Here is a 19,763-nt window from a genome sequence, read left to right as displayed (position 1 = left end):
CTCAAATTAAGAAGAATCAATAAGACCATTAGATATTAAAATATCTATCGATTAAGTGTATAGATTTAATAAGGCTTGTAAACCGCCCTGAAAACCAGACCCCACGGCATTAATACGCCATTCGCCTTCTTGTTTATACAATTGAGCCATGATAACTGCGGTTTCCACAGAGAAATCTTCGCTCAAATCGTAGCGTAATATTTCTTCCTTTGTTTGGACATCTACTAGACGAATATAGGCATTATTCACCTGACCAAAGTTTTGTTTTCTTTTATCGGCTTCGTATATGGTGACGGTGACGACAATTTTTTCCACCTCTGGAGGTACTTTTCTCAAGTCCACAATCAATCCTTCATCATCTCCATCTCCATCCCCAGTACGGTTGTCTCCTAAAAGTTTGACAGACTGATCAGAATCGGGACTAACTAGGTTATTGTAAAAAATAAAATGTTTATCGGAAACAATTTTTTCATTACTCCCAAGAAGGAAAACTGAGGCGTCTAGGTCAAAATCTCCCCCCGTATCGGTGGTATTTACATCCCAACCTAGTCCAATAAAACCAGCTACTAAGCTCGGTGCTACTTTGGTTAATGAAATTCTTTGTCCTTTTTCCAGTGAAATACTCATAGTTTAACCCATGAAATTTAGTGATATTATTAGTCAATTATCCCCCGAAAGTCACAGTTTAAACCAAAATCCTGAACTTAATCCTGAAATTGTTACTATTACTCCTATTCAAGGGGCGATCGCCCATAGCATAAGCTATATTGAAGGGGGAAAATTCGCAAAGATGGTAGCTACCACCCCGGCATCAGCCCTTATTTTACCATGTGATCAAACTTTACAAGAAAACGCAACGAACAGGGGGATCGCTTGGTTATCGTCTTCCTATCCTCGTCTTACTTTTGCCCAAACCATTGAGCTTTTTTATCAACCCCACAGGCCAGAAGCCAAAATTCACCCGAAAGCGGTAATTGATGATGGGGTAATCATGGGGAAAAATGTCGCTATCGGAGCTAATGCGGTTATTGGCGAAGGAGTAACCGTAGGAGATGATGTGGTAATTCATCCTAATGTTGTGGTTTATCCTCACTGTGTTGTGGGCGATCGCACCGAGCTTCATAGTAATTGTAGTATTAATGAAAGAACACAAATTGGAGCAGACTGCGTCATTCAGAGCGGAGCAGTCATTGGAGCGGAGGGATTTGGTTTTGTTCCCGTACCCCAAGGATGGTACAAAATGCCACAATCAGGATACGTAATCTTAGAAGACGGTGTGGAAATTGGTTGTAATAGTACAGTAGATCGTCCTGCGGTGGGAACGACAACCATAGGCAAAAATACTAAACTCGATAATTTGGTGCATATTGGTCATAATTGTCAAATAGGTGAAAACTGTGCCTTTGCAGGGCAAGTGGGTTTAGCTGGTGGAGTTACAGTGGGTAATAGAGTCATCTTAGGAGGGCAGGTGGGTATTGCTAATCAGGCGGTCATTGGTGATGGAGCGATCGCCTCTGCCCAGACAGGAATTTCCAGCAACGTAAAATCAGGAGAAACCGTCTCAGGCACCCCCTCGATGCCCCACAAACTCTATTTAAAAGTAGCAGGGATGTATAAATATCTTCCCGATATGTATAAATTCTATAAAGAATTAAAAAGAAACAATCAGAATTAGGGCTCGTTTCAAATAAATAATTTTTGGGTGGGGAAACCTACCCTCTTTTTTTAAAAAAATTAGTGGACATAATGAAATTTATTTGCAATAATGAGGATAAGCAAAAAGTTATTGCTAAATATTAGCAGGAAGTAACCATGTACGTTTGTATTTGTAATGCCGTTACAGAGAAAGATATTCACAAAGCAGTGAAACAAGGCGTATCTTCTATTGATCAATTATCTGAGCAAACTTCCGTATCCCTTCGTTGTGGTAGTTGTCAATCTCGCGCCTGTAAAGTCTTGAAAATGGCTCTGGCTAACCCTTCTGTTCGTTAAATCAATTTGAGACAAGCAAAGGTATCATCTAATAATTTTTATGGAAATAGTTTAATTTTTACACCAAAAAAGTTTCAATAAAAAACAAGGAACCGAAGTCCCTTGTTAAGTGAAAAAGAAATTTAATTAATAATTATTTTCGACGAATAGTAACACCATGTAAGTCACTGTGTTCTAATCCTTGATAGTTATGACCTCCTGCTATGGAAGCAACTGAGGCAGAATCCTCCGTATTAGAGCTACGTAAAACTGAGACTAAACGACCAAAAGACCCATTGTATTGTAATTCTACTACTCCTACCCCAGGGCAACTCCCTTGGGAAGAATGGGCTACAGATACGGGAATAAGACCACGGAAAGCTACGTATAGATATTTGCCGTCGGGGCTTTCTTCCATTAAGTCAGGGGCTGGATCGTTTTTTGGTAAATCAGCATCATCGTTAATAGAGGCGATCGCACAAGCACCCATACCATTGCCTTTTCCATCCTCAGAAGTTAAGTCATAGGATAGATGGTCAAAAGTTTGGGAATTAAATACTTCGATGGTATTTTGAATCCTATCAACAGTGTGTATATATCGTCCATTAACAGTTCTCGCCATACCGTGACTATCACGACGGGTGGTAATTCCAGGTAATTGTCCGCTACCATCGGTGGCTTCTCCTCTGGTATTGCCATTGGTGGCGGTGTTATCAGCACCTTTATAGACTAATGTGGGATATGGAGTATTTGGGGCATTCGCTGTATCTCCGAAGGCTGTATCATCAATGTTATAAACAATAAAAGTTGATTGAGTTGCTCCAGCATCGGAGGCAGATATTCCTCCATTGAGCCACATTTTTCCGTTTACTTCCACCCCTCCACAACCAGCACCATTGAGAACTTGATTGTCATATTCTCCAACGATTGTCATGGGAGTTTGTTCGGTGTTAGCTACTAATAAGCCCCCTCCTGCAAGGGTAATATAAGCATGGTTGGTACTAGACACAATGGGGCAGATAATTAAATTATTGGTTCTACCTCCTAAAATGGGGTTTTGGTCTTCTCTGCAACCGTTTTCTTTACATACACCATTGGGGGTTAAATCTGCCATGGCAGCTTGTTGGTAACTACCAGCAATTTCGCCCATAAGATCATGGTTGTGGGCATTTTTACCGAGAAAAACCGTGGCAGGAGCAGTAACTTCCATTCCTTTACCTACCCCAAGGGAAGCAGATTTGTTGTAGATGGCATTGGTAATTTTACCTTGGGCATCTCTGGTAATGTCAATACGTTCTAATAGTTTACCGTTGAGGTTGGCCACTAGAAGAGCGCTGCCGTCATCATTCCAAAATGACATATGGACGGAACGCCCTGCGGGGCTACCGTTGGTACCTGTGACACGGAAAAGGGCGATCGCCTCTTTAGTTTCACCATCCATGATGCCCACATAACCACCAGTGGGAGCAAAAAGGTTAAGGTTAAGGTATTTATTTTGAGGATCGGTAATCATACCGTGTAAACGACCAAAACCAGGTAAATCAGCAATAGTTTGTCCTGTGACTCCGTTTTCGTTGTATTCGGCTAGGGTAGGAGGAAAAACGGCATTTACATCACAAGGGCCATCCCCTGCTCGGTTATTACCATCACAGCCGAGGGGCTGGGCTTCTATTCCAGACTCAATTTGTCTTTCGATATCTTTACTATCCCAAATCCAAATCAGTCCCCCATCGGTGCCGACAGTTTCAATTCCTGCAACAGAGTTAGATTGATCTGATCCCCATACTTCATATCCTGTATGATCCATGGCAACTCCCTGATAGACGATAAGAAGGGTCGTTGCGATCGCAATTAACACTAGATTAATTCCTCTGGGAATAATCTTAAATTTTTCTAACATAATAGTCTGAATAAGTAATGATTAATAGTTAACTTGTGAAGTGTTTACTATTAGAATAAATTGTAATCTTTACCTATTGTCAATTCTCCATGGTTAATTGTCAATCATTGACTATCAACCTTTTTCTTTTGGGAATTATCTCGTTAGATACTGACCAATATTCACAGGCTTGACTCATATTATATTTCATCAAATCTATGGCTGGTGTTTTTAGTTTTTTTGGGTAGTCTAATTCTTTGGTATCTACTTCTAAATTTTTAATAACTTCATCCCCCAAGGCTTTGGCAAACATAGGAATAACAGCGTTACCAATTTCCCTAAAACCATGCCAAATTGTCTCGTGAAATAAAAACCAATCAGGAAAAGTATGTAATCTTGCAGCTTCCCTGACAGTGATACAGCGAGGTTTTTCATAATGAATAGGGCGCGGAGCAGTATGAGAGCCTTTATCTCTTCCTGTACCTGCTCTGAGGGTATTACATAAACCTGTGGGAGAAAGTTTAAGGAAACGACTTATTTTGTCTATATCTCCTTGAGATACTGATTCAAAGCGTTTTTTAGATTTTTCTGTATGGTTTGATCCCAAATGATTATAGACAAGATTATCCCTTTGTCTTTGATGACAAAATTTATATATCCCTTGAGGTTGTAAACTAAAATTTTTTCTAAATCCTGAATAGTCTAACTTTTCAGCTTCAATACCTTGATTAATACCTATAAAAGCAGGAATAGAGTTTAAATCTGCGATCGCCCCTTTCACATTATTAAATTCCCCCGTTTCCACAGGATAATCAAGGGGAGTAACATCTTTTCGACTCCCTAACAAAATTAATCGTTTTCGCCTTTGTGGTGCCCCAAAAACACTGGCATCCATAACCTTCGGTGGGGCCATATCATAACCAATATTATTAAACTCCTCCATCAACTCCTGCAAAAATTGCTGATGTTTTCCTGCCAACATTCCAGGCACATTTTCAAAAATAAAATATTTAGGTTGTAAATCTTTAATTACCCTTACATATTCAAAAACCAGAGAATTTCTAGGATCATTCCATTGACGTTTTCCCATCAAAGAAAATCCTTGACAAGGGGGACCCCCTACTACCAAATCAAGATCTTTTTCGAGGAGAATATCTTTTAAAACAGCAGTGTTTAATTTACTAATATCGTGGCAGATGGTTTTAGTATAGGGAAAATTAAGATGATGAATAAGGGCATGAATAGGATCAATTTCCACCGCTGCGACAACTTCAAATCCAGAAGCCTCTAGCCCCAAAGACATCCCCCCACATCCTGCAAATAAATCAACGGCAATGGGTCTTTTTTTTAATGGAGAATTGATAATTGATAATTGATAATGAGGGATCATCTAGTCAATGGGTAATTGTTAAGCAGAAAATTAATTGTCCATTGTTAATTGTTCCTTGTCAATTATTCTCTCCATTAGTTTAATCTGCTAAATAATAAAAAACCCCCTACCGAAGTAGAGGGCTAATTTTCAATCACTTATAGCGATAGATTCGAGTTTTATTAACCGAACTTACCAGCCGTAGAAGCAATCAAGAAGGCTGCGTAGGTGAGAATGTAGCCAATGGTGAAGTGGGCTAAACCAACCAAACGAGCTTGTACGATGGACAATGCAACGGGCTTGTCTTTCCAGCGAACTAAGTTAGCTAGAGGAGTGCGCTCGTGCGCCCATACGATAGTCTCGATTAATTCTTGCCAGTATCCACGCCAAGAGATTAGGAACATGAAACCAGTTGCCCAAACGAGGTGTCCGAATAGGAACATCCAAGCCCATACAGAGAGGTTATTAACACCGTAAGGGTTATAACCATTGATTAACTGAGCGGAGTTCGCCCATAGATAATCTCTGAACCAACCCATGAGGTAGGTAGAGTTTTCGTTGAACTGGGCAACGTTACCAGTCCATACACCGAGGTGTTTCCAATGCCAGTAGAAGGTTAACCAACCGAGGGTGTTTAACATCCAGAACATAGCGAGGTAGAAGGCATCCCACGCGGAGATGTCACAAGTACCGCCACGGCCAGGACCATCACAAGGGAAGGAATAACCGAAGTCTTTTTTGTCGGGCATTAGTTTAGAACCACGAGCATCTAAAGCACCTTTTACCAAAATTAAGGTAGTGGTATGTAAACCAAGGGCGATCGCATGGTGGACTAAGAAGTCACCAGGACCGATGCTGAGGAATAAGGAGTTAGTACCACTGTTGATGGCATCTAACCAACCAGGTAACCATACTGCGCTAGAAGTAGAAGCAATACTTTCAGGGTTAGCAAGTAAGGCATCAAAACCATAGAGAGCTTTACCAGAAGCAGCTTGTACAAATTGAGCGAATACAGGCTCGATGAGGATTTGTTTTTCGGGAGTACCGAAGGCAACCACTACATCGTTATGAACATAAAGTCCGAGGGTGTGGAAACCTAAAAAGAGGGATACCCAGCTGAGGTGAGAAATAATCGCCTCTTTATGTTCTAGCATACGAGCTAAAACGTTATCTTTGTTAGCTTCGGGATCGTAATCACGAATGAAGAAGATCGCACCGTGGGCAAATGCACCAACCATTAAGAATCCAGCAATGTACTGGTGGTGGGTGTAAAGGGCCGCTTGGGTGGTGTAGTCCTTAGCGATGAAAGCATAGGAAGGTAGAGAGTACATATGTTGAGCCACCAAGGATGTTACAACTCCCAAAGAAGCTAGGGCTAAACCTAACTGGAAGTGTAAAGAGTTGTTGATGGTGTCGTATAAACCTCTATGTCCTGCTCCTAATTTTCCAGAAGGAGGATTATGAGCCGCTAAGATGTCTTTAATGCTGTGACCGATTCCCCAGTTAGTGCGGTACATATGACCAGCAATAATGAAGATAACTGCGATCGCCAAGTGATGGTGTGCAATATCAGTCAGCCATAAAGACTCAGTTTGGGGATGGAAACCACCTAAGAAAGTAAGGATTGCAGTTCCAGCTCCATTAGCAGTTCCGAAGGCATGACCAGCAGTGTCAGGGTTTTGAGCATAAACACCCCAGTTTCCAGTAAAGAAAGGAGCTAACCCCGCAGGGTGAGGTTTTACACTCAAGAAGTTGTCCCAACCTACATGAATACCACGGGATTCAGGGATTGCTACGTGAACCAAGTGACCAGTCCATGCTAGAGAACTCACACCAAATAAACCAGCTAAGTGGTGGTTGAGGCGAGATTCAGCATTTTTGAACCAAGAGAGGCTAGGACGGAACTTAGGTTGTAAGTGCAACCAACCAGCAAACAAGAACACAGCAGAGAGGATTAAAAGACCTACTGCACCACTGTATAAGTCTTGGTTGGTGGTCATACCAATGGTATAAAACCAGTGATAAACACCAGAGTAAGCCACGTTTACGGGGCTAGATGAACCAGCTTGAGAGAAAGCATCGATCGCACCTTGACCGAAATGAGGATCCCAAATCGCATGGGCGATGGGACGTACGTTTAAAGGATCTTTGATCCATTGCTCAAAATTGCCTTGCCATGCTACATGGAATACGGTACCGGAAGTCCAAAGAAAGATAATCGCCAAATGACCGAAGTGAGAAGCAAAAATCTTTTGATAAAGGTTCTCTTCGGTCATACCGTCATGGGTTTCAAAGTCATGAGCGGTAGCTATTCCGTACCATATCCGCCTTGTAGTTGGATCTTGGGCTAAATCTTGGCTAAATTTGGGAAATTTAGTTGCCATAGCTTTTTCTAGGAAGTCTCCTGTTACACAATGAGGGTCAACGTTTGTATTTTGTCGTTGCTCAATTTTGTTTTTTTGCTCTTGCCCAGAGCCTATGAGGATAAGTCCGGGCAAGTATTTAAAGTTGTTTTTCTTAATTTCGTTGAGAATGGTTAAAACATCATCAACTTAATAATTTAGGTTTTAAAACGGCTTCATTTGTTATTTTATAACCTATTTAACCGTCCCTTTCCCCACAATTGTAGAGAAAGTTTACATTCCTAACCAACTGCCAAAATACGACAGAGGAAGAATGCCCAAGTAGTTACAATACCTCCTAAGAGATAATGAGCTACCCCAACCGCACGACCTTGAACAATGCTCAAAGCACGGGGTTGAATTGCAGGGGCTAGATTGAGTTTGCTGTGAGCCCATACAATGGATTCGATTAATTCTTGCCAATAGCCACGTCCACTAAAGAGGAACATTAAGCTGAAAGCGAAGATAAAGTGACCTGCGAGGAACATGATTCCGTAAGCAGATAGAGCAGAACCGTAAGAGTTAATTACGTTAGCGGCTTGTGCCCATAAGAAGTCTCTTAACCAACCGTTGATGGTAATAGCACTTTGGGCAAAGTTACCACCAGTGATATGAGATACCGTACCATCGGGAGCTACAGTTCCCCAGACATCCGATTGCATTTTCCAGCTAAAGTGGAAGATTACAATAGACAAGGAATTGTACATCCAGAATAGACCTAAGAATACATGGTCCCAACCAGAAACCTGACAAGTACCACCACGACCAGGTCCATCACAGGGGAAACGGAAGCCAAGCTCAGCTTTATCAGGGATAAGTCTGGAGCTACGGGCATAAAGTACACCTTTGAGAAGGATTAATACGGTAACGTGAATGGTGAAAGCATGGATATGGTGAACCATGAAATCAGCTGTACCTAAAGCAATGGGCATCATAGCCACTTTGCCACCTACCGCTACTACATCGCCACCAAAAGCATAACTTACGGGAGCAGAAGCGAAAGGTGCTGTACCACCGGGGGCTACAGTGTGAAGGTTCTGAATCCACTGAGCAAATACAGGTTGTAACTGAATTGCACTGTCAGAGAACATATCTTGAGGACGACCTAAAGCTCTCATGGTGTCGTTGTGAATGTATAGACCGAAGCTATGGAAGCCAAGGAAGATACATACCCAGTTAAGGTGAGAGATGATAGCGTCTCTATGACGTAATACTCTATCTAAAAGGTTATTAACGTTTTTAGCAGGATCATAATCACGAACCATGAAGATGGAAGCGTGAGCCCCAGCACCTACAATCAAGAAACCACCGATCCACATATGGTGAGTAAAGATGGATAACTGAGTACCGTAATCGGTAGCTAAGTAGGGGTAAGGAGGCATGGCATACATGTGTTGTGCCACGATGATGGTTAAGGAACCAAGTAATGCTAAGTTAATCGCTAATTGGGCGTGCCATGAAGTGGTTAAAATTTCGTAAAGTCCTTTGTGACCTTCACCAGTGAAGGGTCCTTTGTGACCTTCTAAAATTTCTTTCATGCTGTGACCAATACCCCAATTAGTGCGGTACATATGACCAGCAATAATGAAGAGAACTGCGATGGCGAGGTGATGGTGAGCGGTATCGGATAACCAAAGACCACCAGTTACAGGGTTTAATCCACCTTTAAAGGTTAAAAAGTCGGCGTAAACGCCCCAATTTAAGGTAAAGAATGGTTTTAAACCTTGGGCGAAACTGGGATATAACTCAGCCATTTTACCTGCATCGAGGATGAACTCGTGGGGTAAAGGAATGTCCGCAGGAGCAACACCAGCATCTAATAACTTATTAATAGGTAAAGATACATGGATTTGGTGTCCTGCCCAGCCCAAAGAGCCTAACCCTAGTAAACCAGCGAGGTGATGGTTCATCATGGATTCCACGTTTTGGAACCATTCTAGTTTAGGAGCCGCTTTGTGGTAGTGAAACCAACCAGCAAAGAGCATTAAACCAGCCATGACTAAACCACCAATGGCGGTTACATAGAGCTGATAGCTATTGGTGAAACCGGAGGCTCTCCAAAGTTGGAAGAAGCCGGATGTGATTTGAATACCTTGGAAACCACCGCCCATGTCGCCATTGAGGATGTCTTGTCCTACAATAGACCACACTTGTTGGGCGCTGGGTTTAATGTTCATGGGATCGGATAGCCACGCTTCATAATTAGAGAAACGAGCTCCGTGGAAATACATCCCACTTAACCAAACAAATACTACTGCTAAATGGCCAAAATGGGCGCTGAAGATTTTACGAGAAATATCTTCGAGATCGCTGGTTTGGCTGTCGAAATCGTGTGCGTCGGCGTGAAGATTCCAAATCCAAGTGGTGGTTTTGGGTCCTCTAGCTAAAGTGCGATCAAAGTGTCCAGGTTTGCCCCATTTCTCGAAAGAAGTAGGTACCGGATTTTTGTCAACGGCTACTTTAGCCTTCGCCTCTTTTTGAGGGGTTACTGTCATGAGTGATTCTTCTCTCGACAAATACTTAAACTACTACATTAACCATGATGATAATGGGTATTTGCTACAGTTGTGGGATTTGCTTAACAATATTTAAAATTTGCTTAACAATTGCTACAATTACGCCATAGCTTAATCTTTGGTGACAAAAGTCAAGGTTTTGTTACTTTTCTTTATGTATGGAATTTTAGGGGTTGAAATGGTTGTTTTTCCCTAAAATTTGAGTTGAGAAATAATCTGGGCAACTCCATTATTCTCTACGTTATCGGTGGTATAAGTGGCGATCTCTTTTAATTGTGTAGGGGCATCTCCCATGGCAACACCAATTTGGGCGTACTTAATCATGGTGTAATCGTTAAAATTGTCACCAATGGCCATTACCTGCTGAGAGGATAAACCTAGTATTTTTTCTGTTACATACTTAATAGCATCCCCTTTATGGACATGGGCGGAGGTGGCTTCTAGGTAAGTAGGATTGGACTGGGTAAGGTAAAGATTATGGTTGTGGTAACGTTGCTTGAGATCATCTAACAAGGAGCGAATGAGGGATGGATTAGGGCTTAGAGCTAGTAGTTTGGTGGGGGATTGACTCAACAAATTCCTTAAATCATCCACCACATTAACAATAATGCCTGATCTCTCAATATAAGAATCAGTTTTCTCCGTAACTTTATCTACGTATAGTTGATCGTTAAAGTAAACGTGAACTTCTACCTCATGGGAGCGAAGGTAATCTAATAATTCTAGGGCCACTTCGTGGTCGAGGGGACGATGGGAAATGATTTCTCCCGTGACAGGATTTTGTATCCAAGCCCCATTGTAGGAAATTATAGGTAAGTCTGCCCCTATTTCATCATGGAAGCGATGAGCCGAGCAATACATTCTGCCCGTAGCTAAGCCTACTTTTACGCCCCTACTTTGAACTTTTTTGATGGCTTCAATTACTTCAGGGTTGACTTTGTTGGATTCCCCTGCAATGGTACCGTCAATGTCTAAAAATAATACTTTGATATTTTCCATGGTTTTTTGTAATGATTTATACTTTTAAATGATGGAGAAAAGAGTTTCCTGTATCCACTAAAAAGCGATTTTTGACGGCATCTCTACCCAGTAACATTCTAAAGCCCATGGAGTCTCTATTGGTTAGGGTAAGGGCGATCGCCCATGAAATATCACCTAAAATAATCTTAGTCTCGATTACTGGTCGAGTTTCCGCAATGCCCCCCGAATTTTTAACGGTGCGATATTCTAGGAGAGGCGCCGTGGCAACCACAGAAGTTTGATTATCTTTTTGAATAGGATGAATTTCAAACTCCACAATTTCTTGATTTTCCCTTTCCACAACATTAACATTAAAGGCATGGAGGGCCGATGTTTTTGCCCCAGTATCAATTTTTGCCTTAATCTCTTTTACCCCTAATTGTGGCAAGGCTAGATATTCTCGCCAACCAATTAATGGTAAAGATTGATTTTTACTAATATTCATATCACCCAGCAAATATTAATCATCCTTTCCAGCAATAACTCCTTTTGCCTTACTAACTAAGCCCATAACATCCTGTAAAGAAATTTTTAATAGAGACAAAATACCGATAACTACCAACACAAAACCTATTAAAAAACTAGCATCAGAAAGATATAAACCTACAATCACAATAAAATAAGGAGACAAAATAGCACTAATTTTTTCCACCAACTTCACCGTTTGAATTTGCTCTTTATCCATCACATCATCAGGAATGAGAGCCGAGGATTCTTCTATCTCAACATCGGTATTACCATAATTAGTCGGGGTTAAATTTTCCATATTAGGATTTATTTCGCTTTTCTTTTCTTTGTTTCCCTTACTAAACATGACAGAATTATCCTCTTCTTATTAAATATCAATCAATTAAACTATAGCAATCCTTTAGGATTTGTGTACAAGTCAGGACAGAAAATTTGCCCTGATGAAAAAACAAAAACAACTTGTTCCTCAAACAAAATACCATGGAGAATAGTGGGCAATGCCCACTTTACAAAACTCATTGTCTGGTTTTACAGGAAAGTCAAGTAACTATATCTTTTTACTCCTCGCTATCGTAATCACTACTATTTGACCCAGCAAAGTTAACATTATTAATATCAAGGTTTTCCTTAACTTTTTGTTCCACAATTAAAGCTAACTCAGGATTTTCTTCCAAATAACGAACAGCATTATCTCTACCTTGGGCAATGTTATCACCCTCATAGCTGTACCATGCCCCTTTACGACTAACCACATCAGTTTTTTCAGCCAAGTCGAGAAGGCAACCCGTTTGCGAAATTCCCGAACCAAAAATGATGTCAAATTCAGCAATACGAAATGGAGGGGCAACTTTATTTTTCGCCACTTTTACCTTCGCCCTGATACCGTATTCTCCATCACTACCTTTTTTAAGGGTTTGAATTCTGCGGATGTCTAAACGTACAGAAGCATAGAATTTTAATGCGGTACCTCCCGTGGTAACTTCAGGGCTACCATAACTAATACCGATTTTTTGACGTAGTTGGTTAAGGAAAATTACTGTAGCGCCGGATTTACCAATATTTCCTGCAATTTTTCTCAGGGCTTTACTCATCAAACGAGCCTGTAAACCCACTTGTAAATCTCCCATTTCTCCTTCGATTTCGGCACGAGGTACGAGAGCGGCTACCGAGTCAATAACTACTAAATCGACGGCGGCACTACGCACCAGTTGATCTACTATTTCGAGGGCTGATTCTCCATTATCAGGCTGGGCTACAAGTAGGTTATCTATATCTACGCCCAAAGCACTGGAATAATTAGGATCTAGGGCGTGTTCGGCATCGACAAAAGCCGCTACGCCCCCTGCTTTTTGTACTTCTGCGATCGCATGGAGTGCTAGAGTTGTTTTACCAGAACTTTCAGGACCATAAATTTCGATAACTCTCCCTTTGGGTAAACCACCACCTAATGCCAAGTCGAGGGTTAATGCACCGCTAGAAATGGTTTCTACTTTCATTTTGGTGGCATCACCAAGGCGCATAATTGCCCCTTTGCCGAAGTTGCGCTCAATTTGAGTGAGGACTAGGTTAAGTGCCTTTTCTTTGTCTGAACCTTGTGTGCTGGTACTTGTAGCCATGATTTTCCTGTTATTTTATCTACTCGTCTTTAATTTAGTATAGATGTTATTTTCTATCCTAATTTTTCCTAATGCTATTAGTACATCAGTATCAAAATTATACTTTATTTTGGGCAAAAAAAGATTATTGGTTTGTGAAAATTACTATGACTTATTCTTTTAGTCGGACTAAAGGCTCTTAGGCAAAGCCTGTCCACTTTGTGAGTGCCTTTAAAAAAGAGATTATTCATTAAAAAATTTCTATGGGGAAGCAAATGAGGAAATAGAATTTAATGGGAATTTAGTAGTTATGGGAGATGGTTTTGATAGGAATAGTTAAACGATAATGGTGGGCAATGCCCACCGTACAGATAATTTTATACCTCAAGCATGGCACGACGAATCAACCTAGTGGCAATAGATTGGGTGCCAGTGTGTTCAAAATAGTTGGTGGACATATCAAGGAAAGCGGCTACATAATCAAGTTGATCATCGGAAAATTCAACAAAACTTTGTAGGTTTTTCATCACCTTACCTTGGGTTAAATTGCGATCGCCCACAAACCCCGTCATCCACCCAGTGACGGCCCCAAAACTCTTATGGACAAATTCCAACTGCCCCGCAGGATTGCCCCCAGGGATAAATTTACTAACCTTAGAAAAAGAGCCATTTTGAGACAACTCCTTGGGACTCAAATTATTGAGGGTTGATTGTACAGCCAAAATAAAATCAGGACCAAAGGGGATTAGAGCATCGATACACACAAGGGCAGCCATACGCATCAGTGCTTCTCCTTCGTACTCCTTCAAAGCCTTGACAAAATCCCCAATACTATCCCCTGGTAAGCCATTAATCTGACAAAAAGCGACAATTTCCACCACTAATTTAATGGATAAATCCAAAGCCTGTGCTTTTTCATTGTTGGGGGTTAACTTGTTGAGGAAACTAAGAAAACCAATCTTTTCCCCTACTTTATTGGCTAAAGCAGCAGTACCCAAGACGGAATCAGCATTATCAACGGTTTGATATAACCATAAAGCCCTTTGATAACCTTGATTTTTATCATTGTATAACCACACGGCGCGATCGCCTATTTTTTGAATCCATTTCTCATCGGTTTCCTGACTAATATCCCGAATCATCTGCTCAAAATTAGTCGGGTTTTGCCACTGCCCCGGTGCTACAAAATCTAGGGAATTCAATACCATGGTGGTCAGATTACGCTTTGGTAAATTATCCACCAAATCAAAAATAGCTTTACTCATAACTTTTATACTCCTAATTTAAACTAGCTAAACCATCGAGATCAAATTTGCCCAACCAAGTCTCTCTATCTGCCACGCTAAAGCCATCATCCATTGACCTGACTGTCACTTGAAATCTATCTTCTACTAATACTGCCGTTGCCCGAGAGCCTTTTTGAGCCACAGGATAACCCCCTATTTGCTCTTGACTATCCACAAAATCATCCTTAGCAGAGGGATTACTAATGGTATCAAAAACTCCTAAAGTTGCCACATTTTGCCCAGAGTCTTTTAGAATAGCTTCCACAAAACCATCTTTTTCTTGGGTAAAAACTCGCTCATAATTTCCCTCACTAGGGGGGAAAAAGCGGTTAAAACTAGAACCGTCCTCGGCATCGGTAGAGACGGCAGTATCACGTCTTCCTGCGTCAATACTTTCCTGTTGCGCCCCTTCAAACCTTGATGGGGTACTATCTCCACACGCGGGGAGAATCACCAGTAAACAGGCGAGGGAAAAACCAATTATTAAACGAGATAACTTTTTCATTTGATCTAAATTTAGCTAAAATTGACTTTTATAATTTATCACTTAGAACCTGTTTGAAAAGTTACTTATAAAGAAAATTAAATATTCAAAGGTTGAGATTCTAATCGTCTGACCATAAGATGAATCATACAAGCAAAAATCATCATTTCACTAGTAGTGGGCAAAAATTCATAGTCTTTACTCAATCTTCGGTAGTGACTAAACCAAGAATAAGTTCTCTCTACAACCCATCTTTTGGGAACTACGCTAAAACCGGGGTCTGAATCTGTACGTTTGACATGTTCTAAATTCCAACCAAATTCTCTCTCTACTTTAGCGATAAAATCTTTTCCAGCAAAAGTACTATCGACCCAAATTATTTTTAAGCAAATCCAAAATTGTGAGGCAAAAGTAGCCAATAATTCCATTCCTTGATGATCCGACCTTTTACCCCCATGAACACATAAATCTAGTAACAAACCCATGGTATCTACCAAGATTGTTCTTTTGCGACCCTTAACTTTTTTTCCTCCATCGAAACCAATTTCCTCACCACCCATAACTGTTTTCACTGATTGACTATCAACGCTACCCGCCGTTGGCAAGGGGTTTCTTCCTGCTTTAATGCATAATTGCTCTGGTCGTGTCTGATTAATCTTTCGCCATGTGCCATCAGATTCCCACCCACGAAAATAAGTGTAAACACTCTGCCACTTCGGAAAATCATGGGGCATCGCTCTCCATTTTATTCCGTTAGTAACAAGATAAAAGATTCCATTTAAAACTTCTCTGATGTCCAAACTACGATTTCTCCCACCAGTTTTAGCCAGAGGAATTAAAGGTTCTAAAATTTTCCACTGGTCATCAGTGAGGTCAGTATCGTATGATAGTCTTGTCATGTTTTTCATTCAGTTATTAACAAAAATATTCTACATCAAGACTTTTCAAACAGCTTCTTACTTTGCTATTAAGTTTATATATAAAATATTGCATAAGTTGATGATTTAAAATTATGTTGTTAATTGTTAAAAATTAAGTCAAATATAAGTTATTAAATTTACTGCTTTTCTTGCTAAAATTATACCTAACAAGTAATAAAACAACAAATTTGAACGTTCACTATTATGAATAAAGGTATTTATACATTAGCTAATGACGTTGTTTTTGATCAATTAATTGCATTGTTAAATAGTATTGAAGTTAATTATGGAACCAATGTTCCTGTTTGTGTTATTCCTTATGACGATCGCACTTTAAAAGTAAAAGCAGAAATTGAAAAAAGAGAGAATGTTGAGTTATTCAATGATCAGAATATTTTAAATGAATGGAAAAGTTTTGCAACAAAGGTCTGGGAAAATAACTCCGTAGCTATAAAAACTTGGGAAAAAAAAGGGATTTTTGATCTTCATAGGTTAGGGACTCATGCAAGATTTTGTGGATTTGACAACAATAGTATGTTTTCTGATTTTATTTATTGTGATGCTGATATATTAATTTTAAATTCCCTTAATTATATTTTAGATAAGTTATTAGAATATGACTTTATAGTTTATGATTTTCAATATAAAGACCCTTCTCATGTGTATAATGTAAATTCACTTCAATTATTTAACATCTTTTCTGAACAACGAATTAACTCAGAAATTTTTTGTTCAGGTTTTTATGCTTCCAAAAAAAGTTTGTTCAATAAAGATTTTCGAGAAAAAATAATTGATCAAATAAAAAATAGAGATGCAGAAATTATTTATCCTTGGGCTCCTGACCAAACTATTCTCAATTATCCCTCTTTTGTCACTTTCCGAAATAACTAATCGGAAAAAATAAATTTATCCACTGAGAAAATGAATCATACAATTATTGCTGTATTTGAGCAAATTACTAAACCCTATCCATAATACATCGCTTTCCATTATTCTTAACCAAGGTAATATTGTGCAAAAAATAAGCATTGGTTTAACCATAATTCGATAGTTAATCAATGTATTTTTCCAACTACTAAAATCACGCCAATCTTCTGTGATGAAGATTTTCTTATCTTGAGTCTCTACTATTTTTTCTTGATTAATTAAGTCTGTAATAGGTTTAGTTTTTAAGCTAATCATCCAGTAAACACTATTGATAATTTCCCACCATTTTTCTATATCTTCTCCCTTGGTTAAACGATAATCTGTCCAGCCTAATTCTTGTTTACACTGCCGAAATCCATACTCTATCCATGTACGTTGACCATATAAATTTCCCATGGTTTTTTTCTGTTCAGTTCTCGTTTTTTGGATGTTAGTCATTACAAAACTAGTGCTGTTTTCTGGCATAGTTTCTGTGTTAGTAGTAATTTGCCAATAAGTTATTTCTCTTCTGAAACCATAAATAATTTCTCTAATGTATCTATCTTCTTTTTTACCATCACTAAAAATTCGTTTAAATTTGTACCATTTATTCGCTCTTATCGTCTGTGAACTTGGCATCCAAACACTATGGTCTTTTCTAATAGAGACAATCAAATCAAGATTATTTTGTCTCAGTGCATTAATTAAAGTCGATGCTTCCCCATATAAACTATCAGCTAATACTAAATTAATAGAAAAACCTAACTCTACTAAATACTCGATAATTTCTCTTGCTAATTCTATTTTTGTTTTGTAAACATCACCCTCTTTGAGAGTCTTTTTTGGTTTGAATATTCTTGTCACTAAAGGGAAAGTAATATTTCTATAAAGACCATAAACATTTACTGATACTATACCTTGATCTATTTTCCCTAAGCTTCCCAAATATTGTCGAGAAGTATAATCTGTGTTATTTCCCTTTTTATGATCTCCTGTTTCATCAATGATTACTGTAATCGGTGTATCAATCAGTATACTTAAAATATATTTTAAACGTACTTTTTCCAAGTCTGATGAATTCCAATTAGATTTTGTCAAAAAATGATGTAAACCTTGAGAGGAAACATTAACAATTTTACTTATTTCTGGCAAAGATTTTCTTTTGAGTGTTGAAATTAATCCTAAGTGTAAATATTTAAATACGCACATCAGAAAATAAAGAACGATAAAACGAACAATAGTTATCAATCAGAGGAACTGTTTCTGTGGGATTTCGAGGTAAGTGTTGCCTGATTTGTTCAGCTATATCCATTGCCATAATTGCGTTTCATTTTTACTATCTTTTTATTTTGCCACTTTTTCTCTCGGAAAGTGACAAAAGAGGGATATATGACCATGATGAGTAATATTAATAAATGTAACTTAGCCCTTGAATTGCCTCCAGAGCAAAAAACAGGAAATACAGTAACATCACCTCATTTTGAAAATAAAAACAATGTTCTGTATGACAAGGGAGTTAGACTAACTTATCTGCACTATATTGGAGTGCCTTCTAGTGTTTTTACTAGGGTATGTGCAGGGGAAAATCTTGAGTTTCCTTATCGTGATATTTTCTTATATTATCGTTATTTACATGAGCCTGAAAAGATGCCAAAATTTGTGGGCAAACCTAAACCTTATAATCCCCCCCCCAACTTTTATGGATAAAGTTTTTAGAAAGTTGGGAGTAAAAACGAAGAAATAACTATTTCCCATGGGTTAAAATTCGGTATTGATATTTATTGATTTTTTGATGTCACGTCCTGTATTGTATTGTGCGATAACTAACCATGGTTTTGGTCATTGTGTCCGTATGGCTTCGGTGGCTGCTGCGGTGCAAAAGATGAACCCTGAAATTTTATTGGTAATGGTTACCACTGCCCCCCGTTGGTTGTTGGAGTCTTATATTGATGGTGATTTTATATATCGTCCTAGGGCGTTTGATATTGGAGTAATTCAACGGGATAGTATTCAAATGGATTTGAGGGCTACCCTTGCCAAGATGAATGATTTTCGGCAACGTCAAGGGCAAATCGTGGCGGGGGAGGTGGAGTTTATCAGGGTTAATCGAGTTTCTTTAATCTTTGCTGATATTCCTGCCATGGTAGCGGAAGTTGCCCAGAAGGCGGGGATTCCTTGTTGGATGATGAGTAATTTTGCTTGGGATTTTATTTATCGTCCTTGGGGGGAAAATTTTAAACCGATAGTATCGTGGTTAGAGTCTTGTTATGGCAAGTGCGATCGCCTTTTTCGCCTACCTATGCACGAAGAAATGAGCAGTTTTAACCACAAAGAAGATATGGGCTTGACAGGGGGAAATCCTCGTTATCCAGAAGAAGAATTAAGAAATAAATTTAACCTAAAAAAATCCAAAGAAAAAACAATTTTATTAAGTTTTGGAGGGCTTGGTTTGCAGTCAATCCCCTATCATAATTTAAATCTTTTTCCTGATTGGCAATTTATTTCTTTTGATAAAAATGCCCCTGATTTACCCAATTTGTTAAAGGTTACGGATAGTTACCTTCGCCCTGTAGATTTTATGCCTTTATGTGGAAAAATTATGACTAAACCAGGTTATAGTACTTTTGCAGAGGCAATGCGATTGGATCTTCCTTTGATAGTTTTAGATAGACAAGGATTTGCTGAGACTCCTTTATTAATGGACGGTTTAAAAAAATATAGTTATCACCAAATATTAACTAATGAACAATTTTTTGAGTCTGATTGGATTTTTTTGAAACAAGAATTAAATCCTCCTTTGACTAAAGAAAAATTAAGAAAAAATGGCACTGAAGTGATTGCCCAAGAAATAGTTAATTATTTGAATAATTAGGGTAATTTGAATGACATAATTAATAAATATTTAACCATAAAAAAAGAAAAACCATTCATTACACACTGAGAAAAC

General features: G+C 39.0%; 17 protein-coding genes and 1 pseudogene. 5 read left to right on the top strand and 13 right to left on the bottom strand.

Annotation, left to right across the window (positions count from 1 at the left end; genetic code table 11):
- Window positions 1–51 precede the first annotated feature (51 nt).
- Window positions 52–627, bottom strand: coding sequence for a TerD family protein (locus tag A5482_RS13040; RefSeq protein WP_069791724.1), 576 nt, complete (start codon window positions 625–627; stop codon window positions 52–54).
- A 10-nt stretch (window positions 628–637) separates the two neighbouring features.
- On the opposite strand from A5482_RS13040, the gene lpxD reads away from it, so the two are divergent.
- Both lpxD and A5482_RS13030 read left to right on the top strand, forming a co-directional pair.
- The gene (gene lpxD / locus A5482_RS13035) at window positions 638–1,675 is read left to right on the top strand and encodes a UDP-3-O-(3-hydroxymyristoyl)glucosamine N-acyltransferase (protein ID WP_069791725.1); all 1,038 of its coding nucleotides are present in this window, start codon (window positions 638–640) and stop codon (window positions 1,673–1,675) included.
- 137 nt (window positions 1,676–1,812) lie between these two features.
- A complete protein-coding gene (locus tag A5482_RS13030; RefSeq protein ID WP_069791726.1) occupies window positions 1,813–1,992 on the top strand; it encodes a (2Fe-2S)-binding protein in 180 nt (59 codons plus the stop codon).
- Window positions 1,993–2,125: 133 nt separating this feature from the next.
- Here A5482_RS13030 and A5482_RS13025 read toward each other — a convergent pair whose 3' ends face one another.
- From A5482_RS13025 to A5482_RS12975, 11 genes are all read right to left on the bottom strand, one after another.
- On the bottom strand, window positions 2,126–3,871 hold the full coding sequence (locus A5482_RS13025) for a hypothetical protein (RefSeq protein WP_069791727.1): 1,746 nt from the start codon (window positions 3,869–3,871) through the stop codon (window positions 2,126–2,128).
- 100 nt (window positions 3,872–3,971) lie between these two features.
- A complete protein-coding gene (locus A5482_RS13020) occupies window positions 3,972–5,240 on the bottom strand; it encodes a DNA cytosine methyltransferase (RefSeq protein WP_069791728.1) in 1,269 nt (422 codons plus the stop codon).
- A gap of 161 nt (window positions 5,241–5,401) precedes the next feature.
- Window positions 5,402–7,603 (bottom strand): photosystem I core protein PsaB, encoded by a 2,202-nt coding sequence (psaB, locus tag A5482_RS13015; RefSeq protein WP_069791818.1) that lies wholly within the window; start codon window positions 7,601–7,603, stop codon window positions 5,402–5,404.
- A gap of 260 nt (window positions 7,604–7,863) precedes the next feature.
- On the bottom strand, window positions 7,864–10,116 hold the full coding sequence (gene psaA, locus A5482_RS13010) for a photosystem I core protein PsaA (protein ID WP_069791729.1): 2,253 nt from the start codon (window positions 10,114–10,116) through the stop codon (window positions 7,864–7,866).
- A gap of 213 nt (window positions 10,117–10,329) precedes the next feature.
- Window positions 10,330–11,136 carry a Cof-type HAD-IIB family hydrolase gene (locus A5482_RS13005; protein WP_069791730.1) on the bottom strand — a complete coding sequence of 269 codons (807 nt, stop codon included), beginning with the start codon at window positions 11,134–11,136 and terminating at the stop codon, window positions 10,330–10,332.
- A 16-nt stretch (window positions 11,137–11,152) separates the two neighbouring features.
- Entirely contained in the window at window positions 11,153–11,602 is a 450-nt protein-coding gene (locus A5482_RS13000) for an ATP-dependent zinc protease family protein (RefSeq protein WP_069791731.1), read from the bottom strand.
- Window positions 11,603–11,617: 15 nt separating this feature from the next.
- Window positions 11,618–11,971 carry a hypothetical protein gene (locus A5482_RS12995; protein WP_069791732.1) on the bottom strand — a complete coding sequence of 118 codons (354 nt, stop codon included), beginning with the start codon at window positions 11,969–11,971 and terminating at the stop codon, window positions 11,618–11,620.
- A gap of 211 nt (window positions 11,972–12,182) precedes the next feature.
- Window positions 12,183–13,241, bottom strand: a complete 1,059-nt coding sequence (gene recA / locus A5482_RS12990; RefSeq protein WP_069791733.1) for a recombinase RecA — start codon at window positions 13,239–13,241, stop codon at window positions 12,183–12,185.
- A 356-nt stretch (window positions 13,242–13,597) separates the two neighbouring features.
- Window positions 13,598–14,485 carry a hypothetical protein gene (locus A5482_RS12985; protein ID WP_069791734.1) on the bottom strand — a complete coding sequence of 296 codons (888 nt, stop codon included), beginning with the start codon at window positions 14,483–14,485 and terminating at the stop codon, window positions 13,598–13,600.
- A gap of 13 nt (window positions 14,486–14,498) precedes the next feature.
- Window positions 14,499–15,011, bottom strand: a complete 513-nt coding sequence (locus A5482_RS12980; protein WP_069791735.1) for a hypothetical protein — start codon at window positions 15,009–15,011, stop codon at window positions 14,499–14,501.
- Between the two features lie 77 nt (window positions 15,012–15,088).
- Window positions 15,089–15,889 carry an IS5 family transposase gene (locus A5482_RS12975; protein WP_069791819.1) on the bottom strand — a complete coding sequence of 267 codons (801 nt, stop codon included), beginning with the start codon at window positions 15,887–15,889 and terminating at the stop codon, window positions 15,089–15,091.
- A 225-nt stretch (window positions 15,890–16,114) separates the two neighbouring features.
- Between A5482_RS12975 and A5482_RS12970 the strand changes: the two genes are divergently transcribed.
- Window positions 16,115–16,801 (top strand): Npun_R2821/Npun_R2822 family protein, encoded by a 687-nt coding sequence (locus tag A5482_RS12970; protein WP_069791736.1) that lies wholly within the window; start codon window positions 16,115–16,117, stop codon window positions 16,799–16,801.
- A gap of 15 nt (window positions 16,802–16,816) precedes the next feature.
- On the opposite strand, the pseudogene A5482_RS12965 reads toward A5482_RS12970, so the two are convergent.
- A pseudogene (locus A5482_RS12965) lies at window positions 16,817–18,128 on the bottom strand (IS701 family transposase).
- An 83-nt stretch (window positions 18,129–18,211) separates the two neighbouring features.
- Here A5482_RS12965 and A5482_RS12960 point away from each other — a divergent pair.
- Both A5482_RS12960 and A5482_RS12955 read left to right on the top strand, forming a co-directional pair.
- Window positions 18,212–18,523 carry a hypothetical protein gene (locus A5482_RS12960; RefSeq protein WP_369816753.1) on the top strand — a complete coding sequence of 104 codons (312 nt, stop codon included), beginning with the start codon at window positions 18,212–18,214 and terminating at the stop codon, window positions 18,521–18,523.
- A gap of 85 nt (window positions 18,524–18,608) precedes the next feature.
- Window positions 18,609–19,688: a glycosyl transferase gene (locus tag A5482_RS12955; protein ID WP_069791738.1), complete on the top strand. Its 1,080-nt coding sequence runs from the start codon at window positions 18,609–18,611 to the stop codon at window positions 19,686–19,688.
- Window positions 19,689–19,763 lie beyond the last annotated feature (75 nt).

The organism is Cyanobacterium sp. IPPAS B-1200 (genome assembly GCF_001747005.2).
GTDB lineage: Bacteria > Cyanobacteriota > Cyanobacteriia > Cyanobacteriales > Cyanobacteriaceae > Cyanobacterium.
Note: the sequence above shows the minus strand (reverse complement) of the source record. Positions and strands in the feature narration are given on the sequence as shown.

Coding starts and splice junctions, on each gene's coding strand:
- recA (WP_069791733.1), bottom strand. CDS start 13,241: ATGGCTACAAGTACCAGCACACAAGGTTCAGACAAAGAAAAGGCACTT.
- A5482_RS13030 (WP_069791726.1), top strand. CDS start 1,813: ATGTACGTTTGTATTTGTAATGCCGTTACAGAGAAAGATATTCACAAA.
- A5482_RS12975 (WP_069791819.1), bottom strand. CDS start 15,889: ATGACAAGACTATCATACGATACTGACCTCACTGATGACCAGTGGAAA.
- A5482_RS12985 (WP_069791734.1), bottom strand. CDS start 14,485: ATGAGTAAAGCTATTTTTGATTTGGTGGATAATTTACCAAAGCGTAAT.
- A5482_RS12960 (WP_369816753.1), top strand. CDS start 18,212: ATGATGAGTAATATTAATAAATGTAACTTAGCCCTTGAATTGCCTCCA.
- A5482_RS13040 (WP_069791724.1), bottom strand. CDS start 627: ATGAGTATTTCACTGGAAAAAGGACAAAGAATTTCATTAACCAAAGTA.
- A5482_RS12995 (WP_069791732.1), bottom strand. CDS start 11,971: ATGTTTAGTAAGGGAAACAAAGAAAAGAAAAGCGAAATAAATCCTAAT.
- psaA (WP_069791729.1), bottom strand. CDS start 10,116: ATGACAGTAACCCCTCAAAAAGAGGCGAAGGCTAAAGTAGCCGTTGAC.
- A5482_RS13020 (WP_069791728.1), bottom strand. CDS start 5,240: ATGATCCCTCATTATCAATTATCAATTATCAATTCTCCATTAAAAAAA.
- A5482_RS13005 (WP_069791730.1), bottom strand. CDS start 11,136: ATGGAAAATATCAAAGTATTATTTTTAGACATTGACGGTACCATTGCA.
- A5482_RS12955 (WP_069791738.1), top strand. CDS start 18,609: ATGTCACGTCCTGTATTGTATTGTGCGATAACTAACCATGGTTTTGGT.
- A5482_RS12980 (WP_069791735.1), bottom strand. CDS start 15,011: ATGAAAAAGTTATCTCGTTTAATAATTGGTTTTTCCCTCGCCTGTTTA.
- A5482_RS13000 (WP_069791731.1), bottom strand. CDS start 11,602: ATGAATATTAGTAAAAATCAATCTTTACCATTAATTGGTTGGCGAGAA.
- psaB (WP_069791818.1), bottom strand. CDS start 7,603: ATGGCAACTAAATTTCCCAAATTTAGCCAAGATTTAGCCCAAGATCCA.
- A5482_RS12970 (WP_069791736.1), top strand. CDS start 16,115: ATGAATAAAGGTATTTATACATTAGCTAATGACGTTGTTTTTGATCAA.
- A5482_RS13025 (WP_069791727.1), bottom strand. CDS start 3,871: ATGTTAGAAAAATTTAAGATTATTCCCAGAGGAATTAATCTAGTGTTA.
- lpxD (WP_069791725.1), top strand. CDS start 638: ATGAAATTTAGTGATATTATTAGTCAATTATCCCCCGAAAGTCACAGT.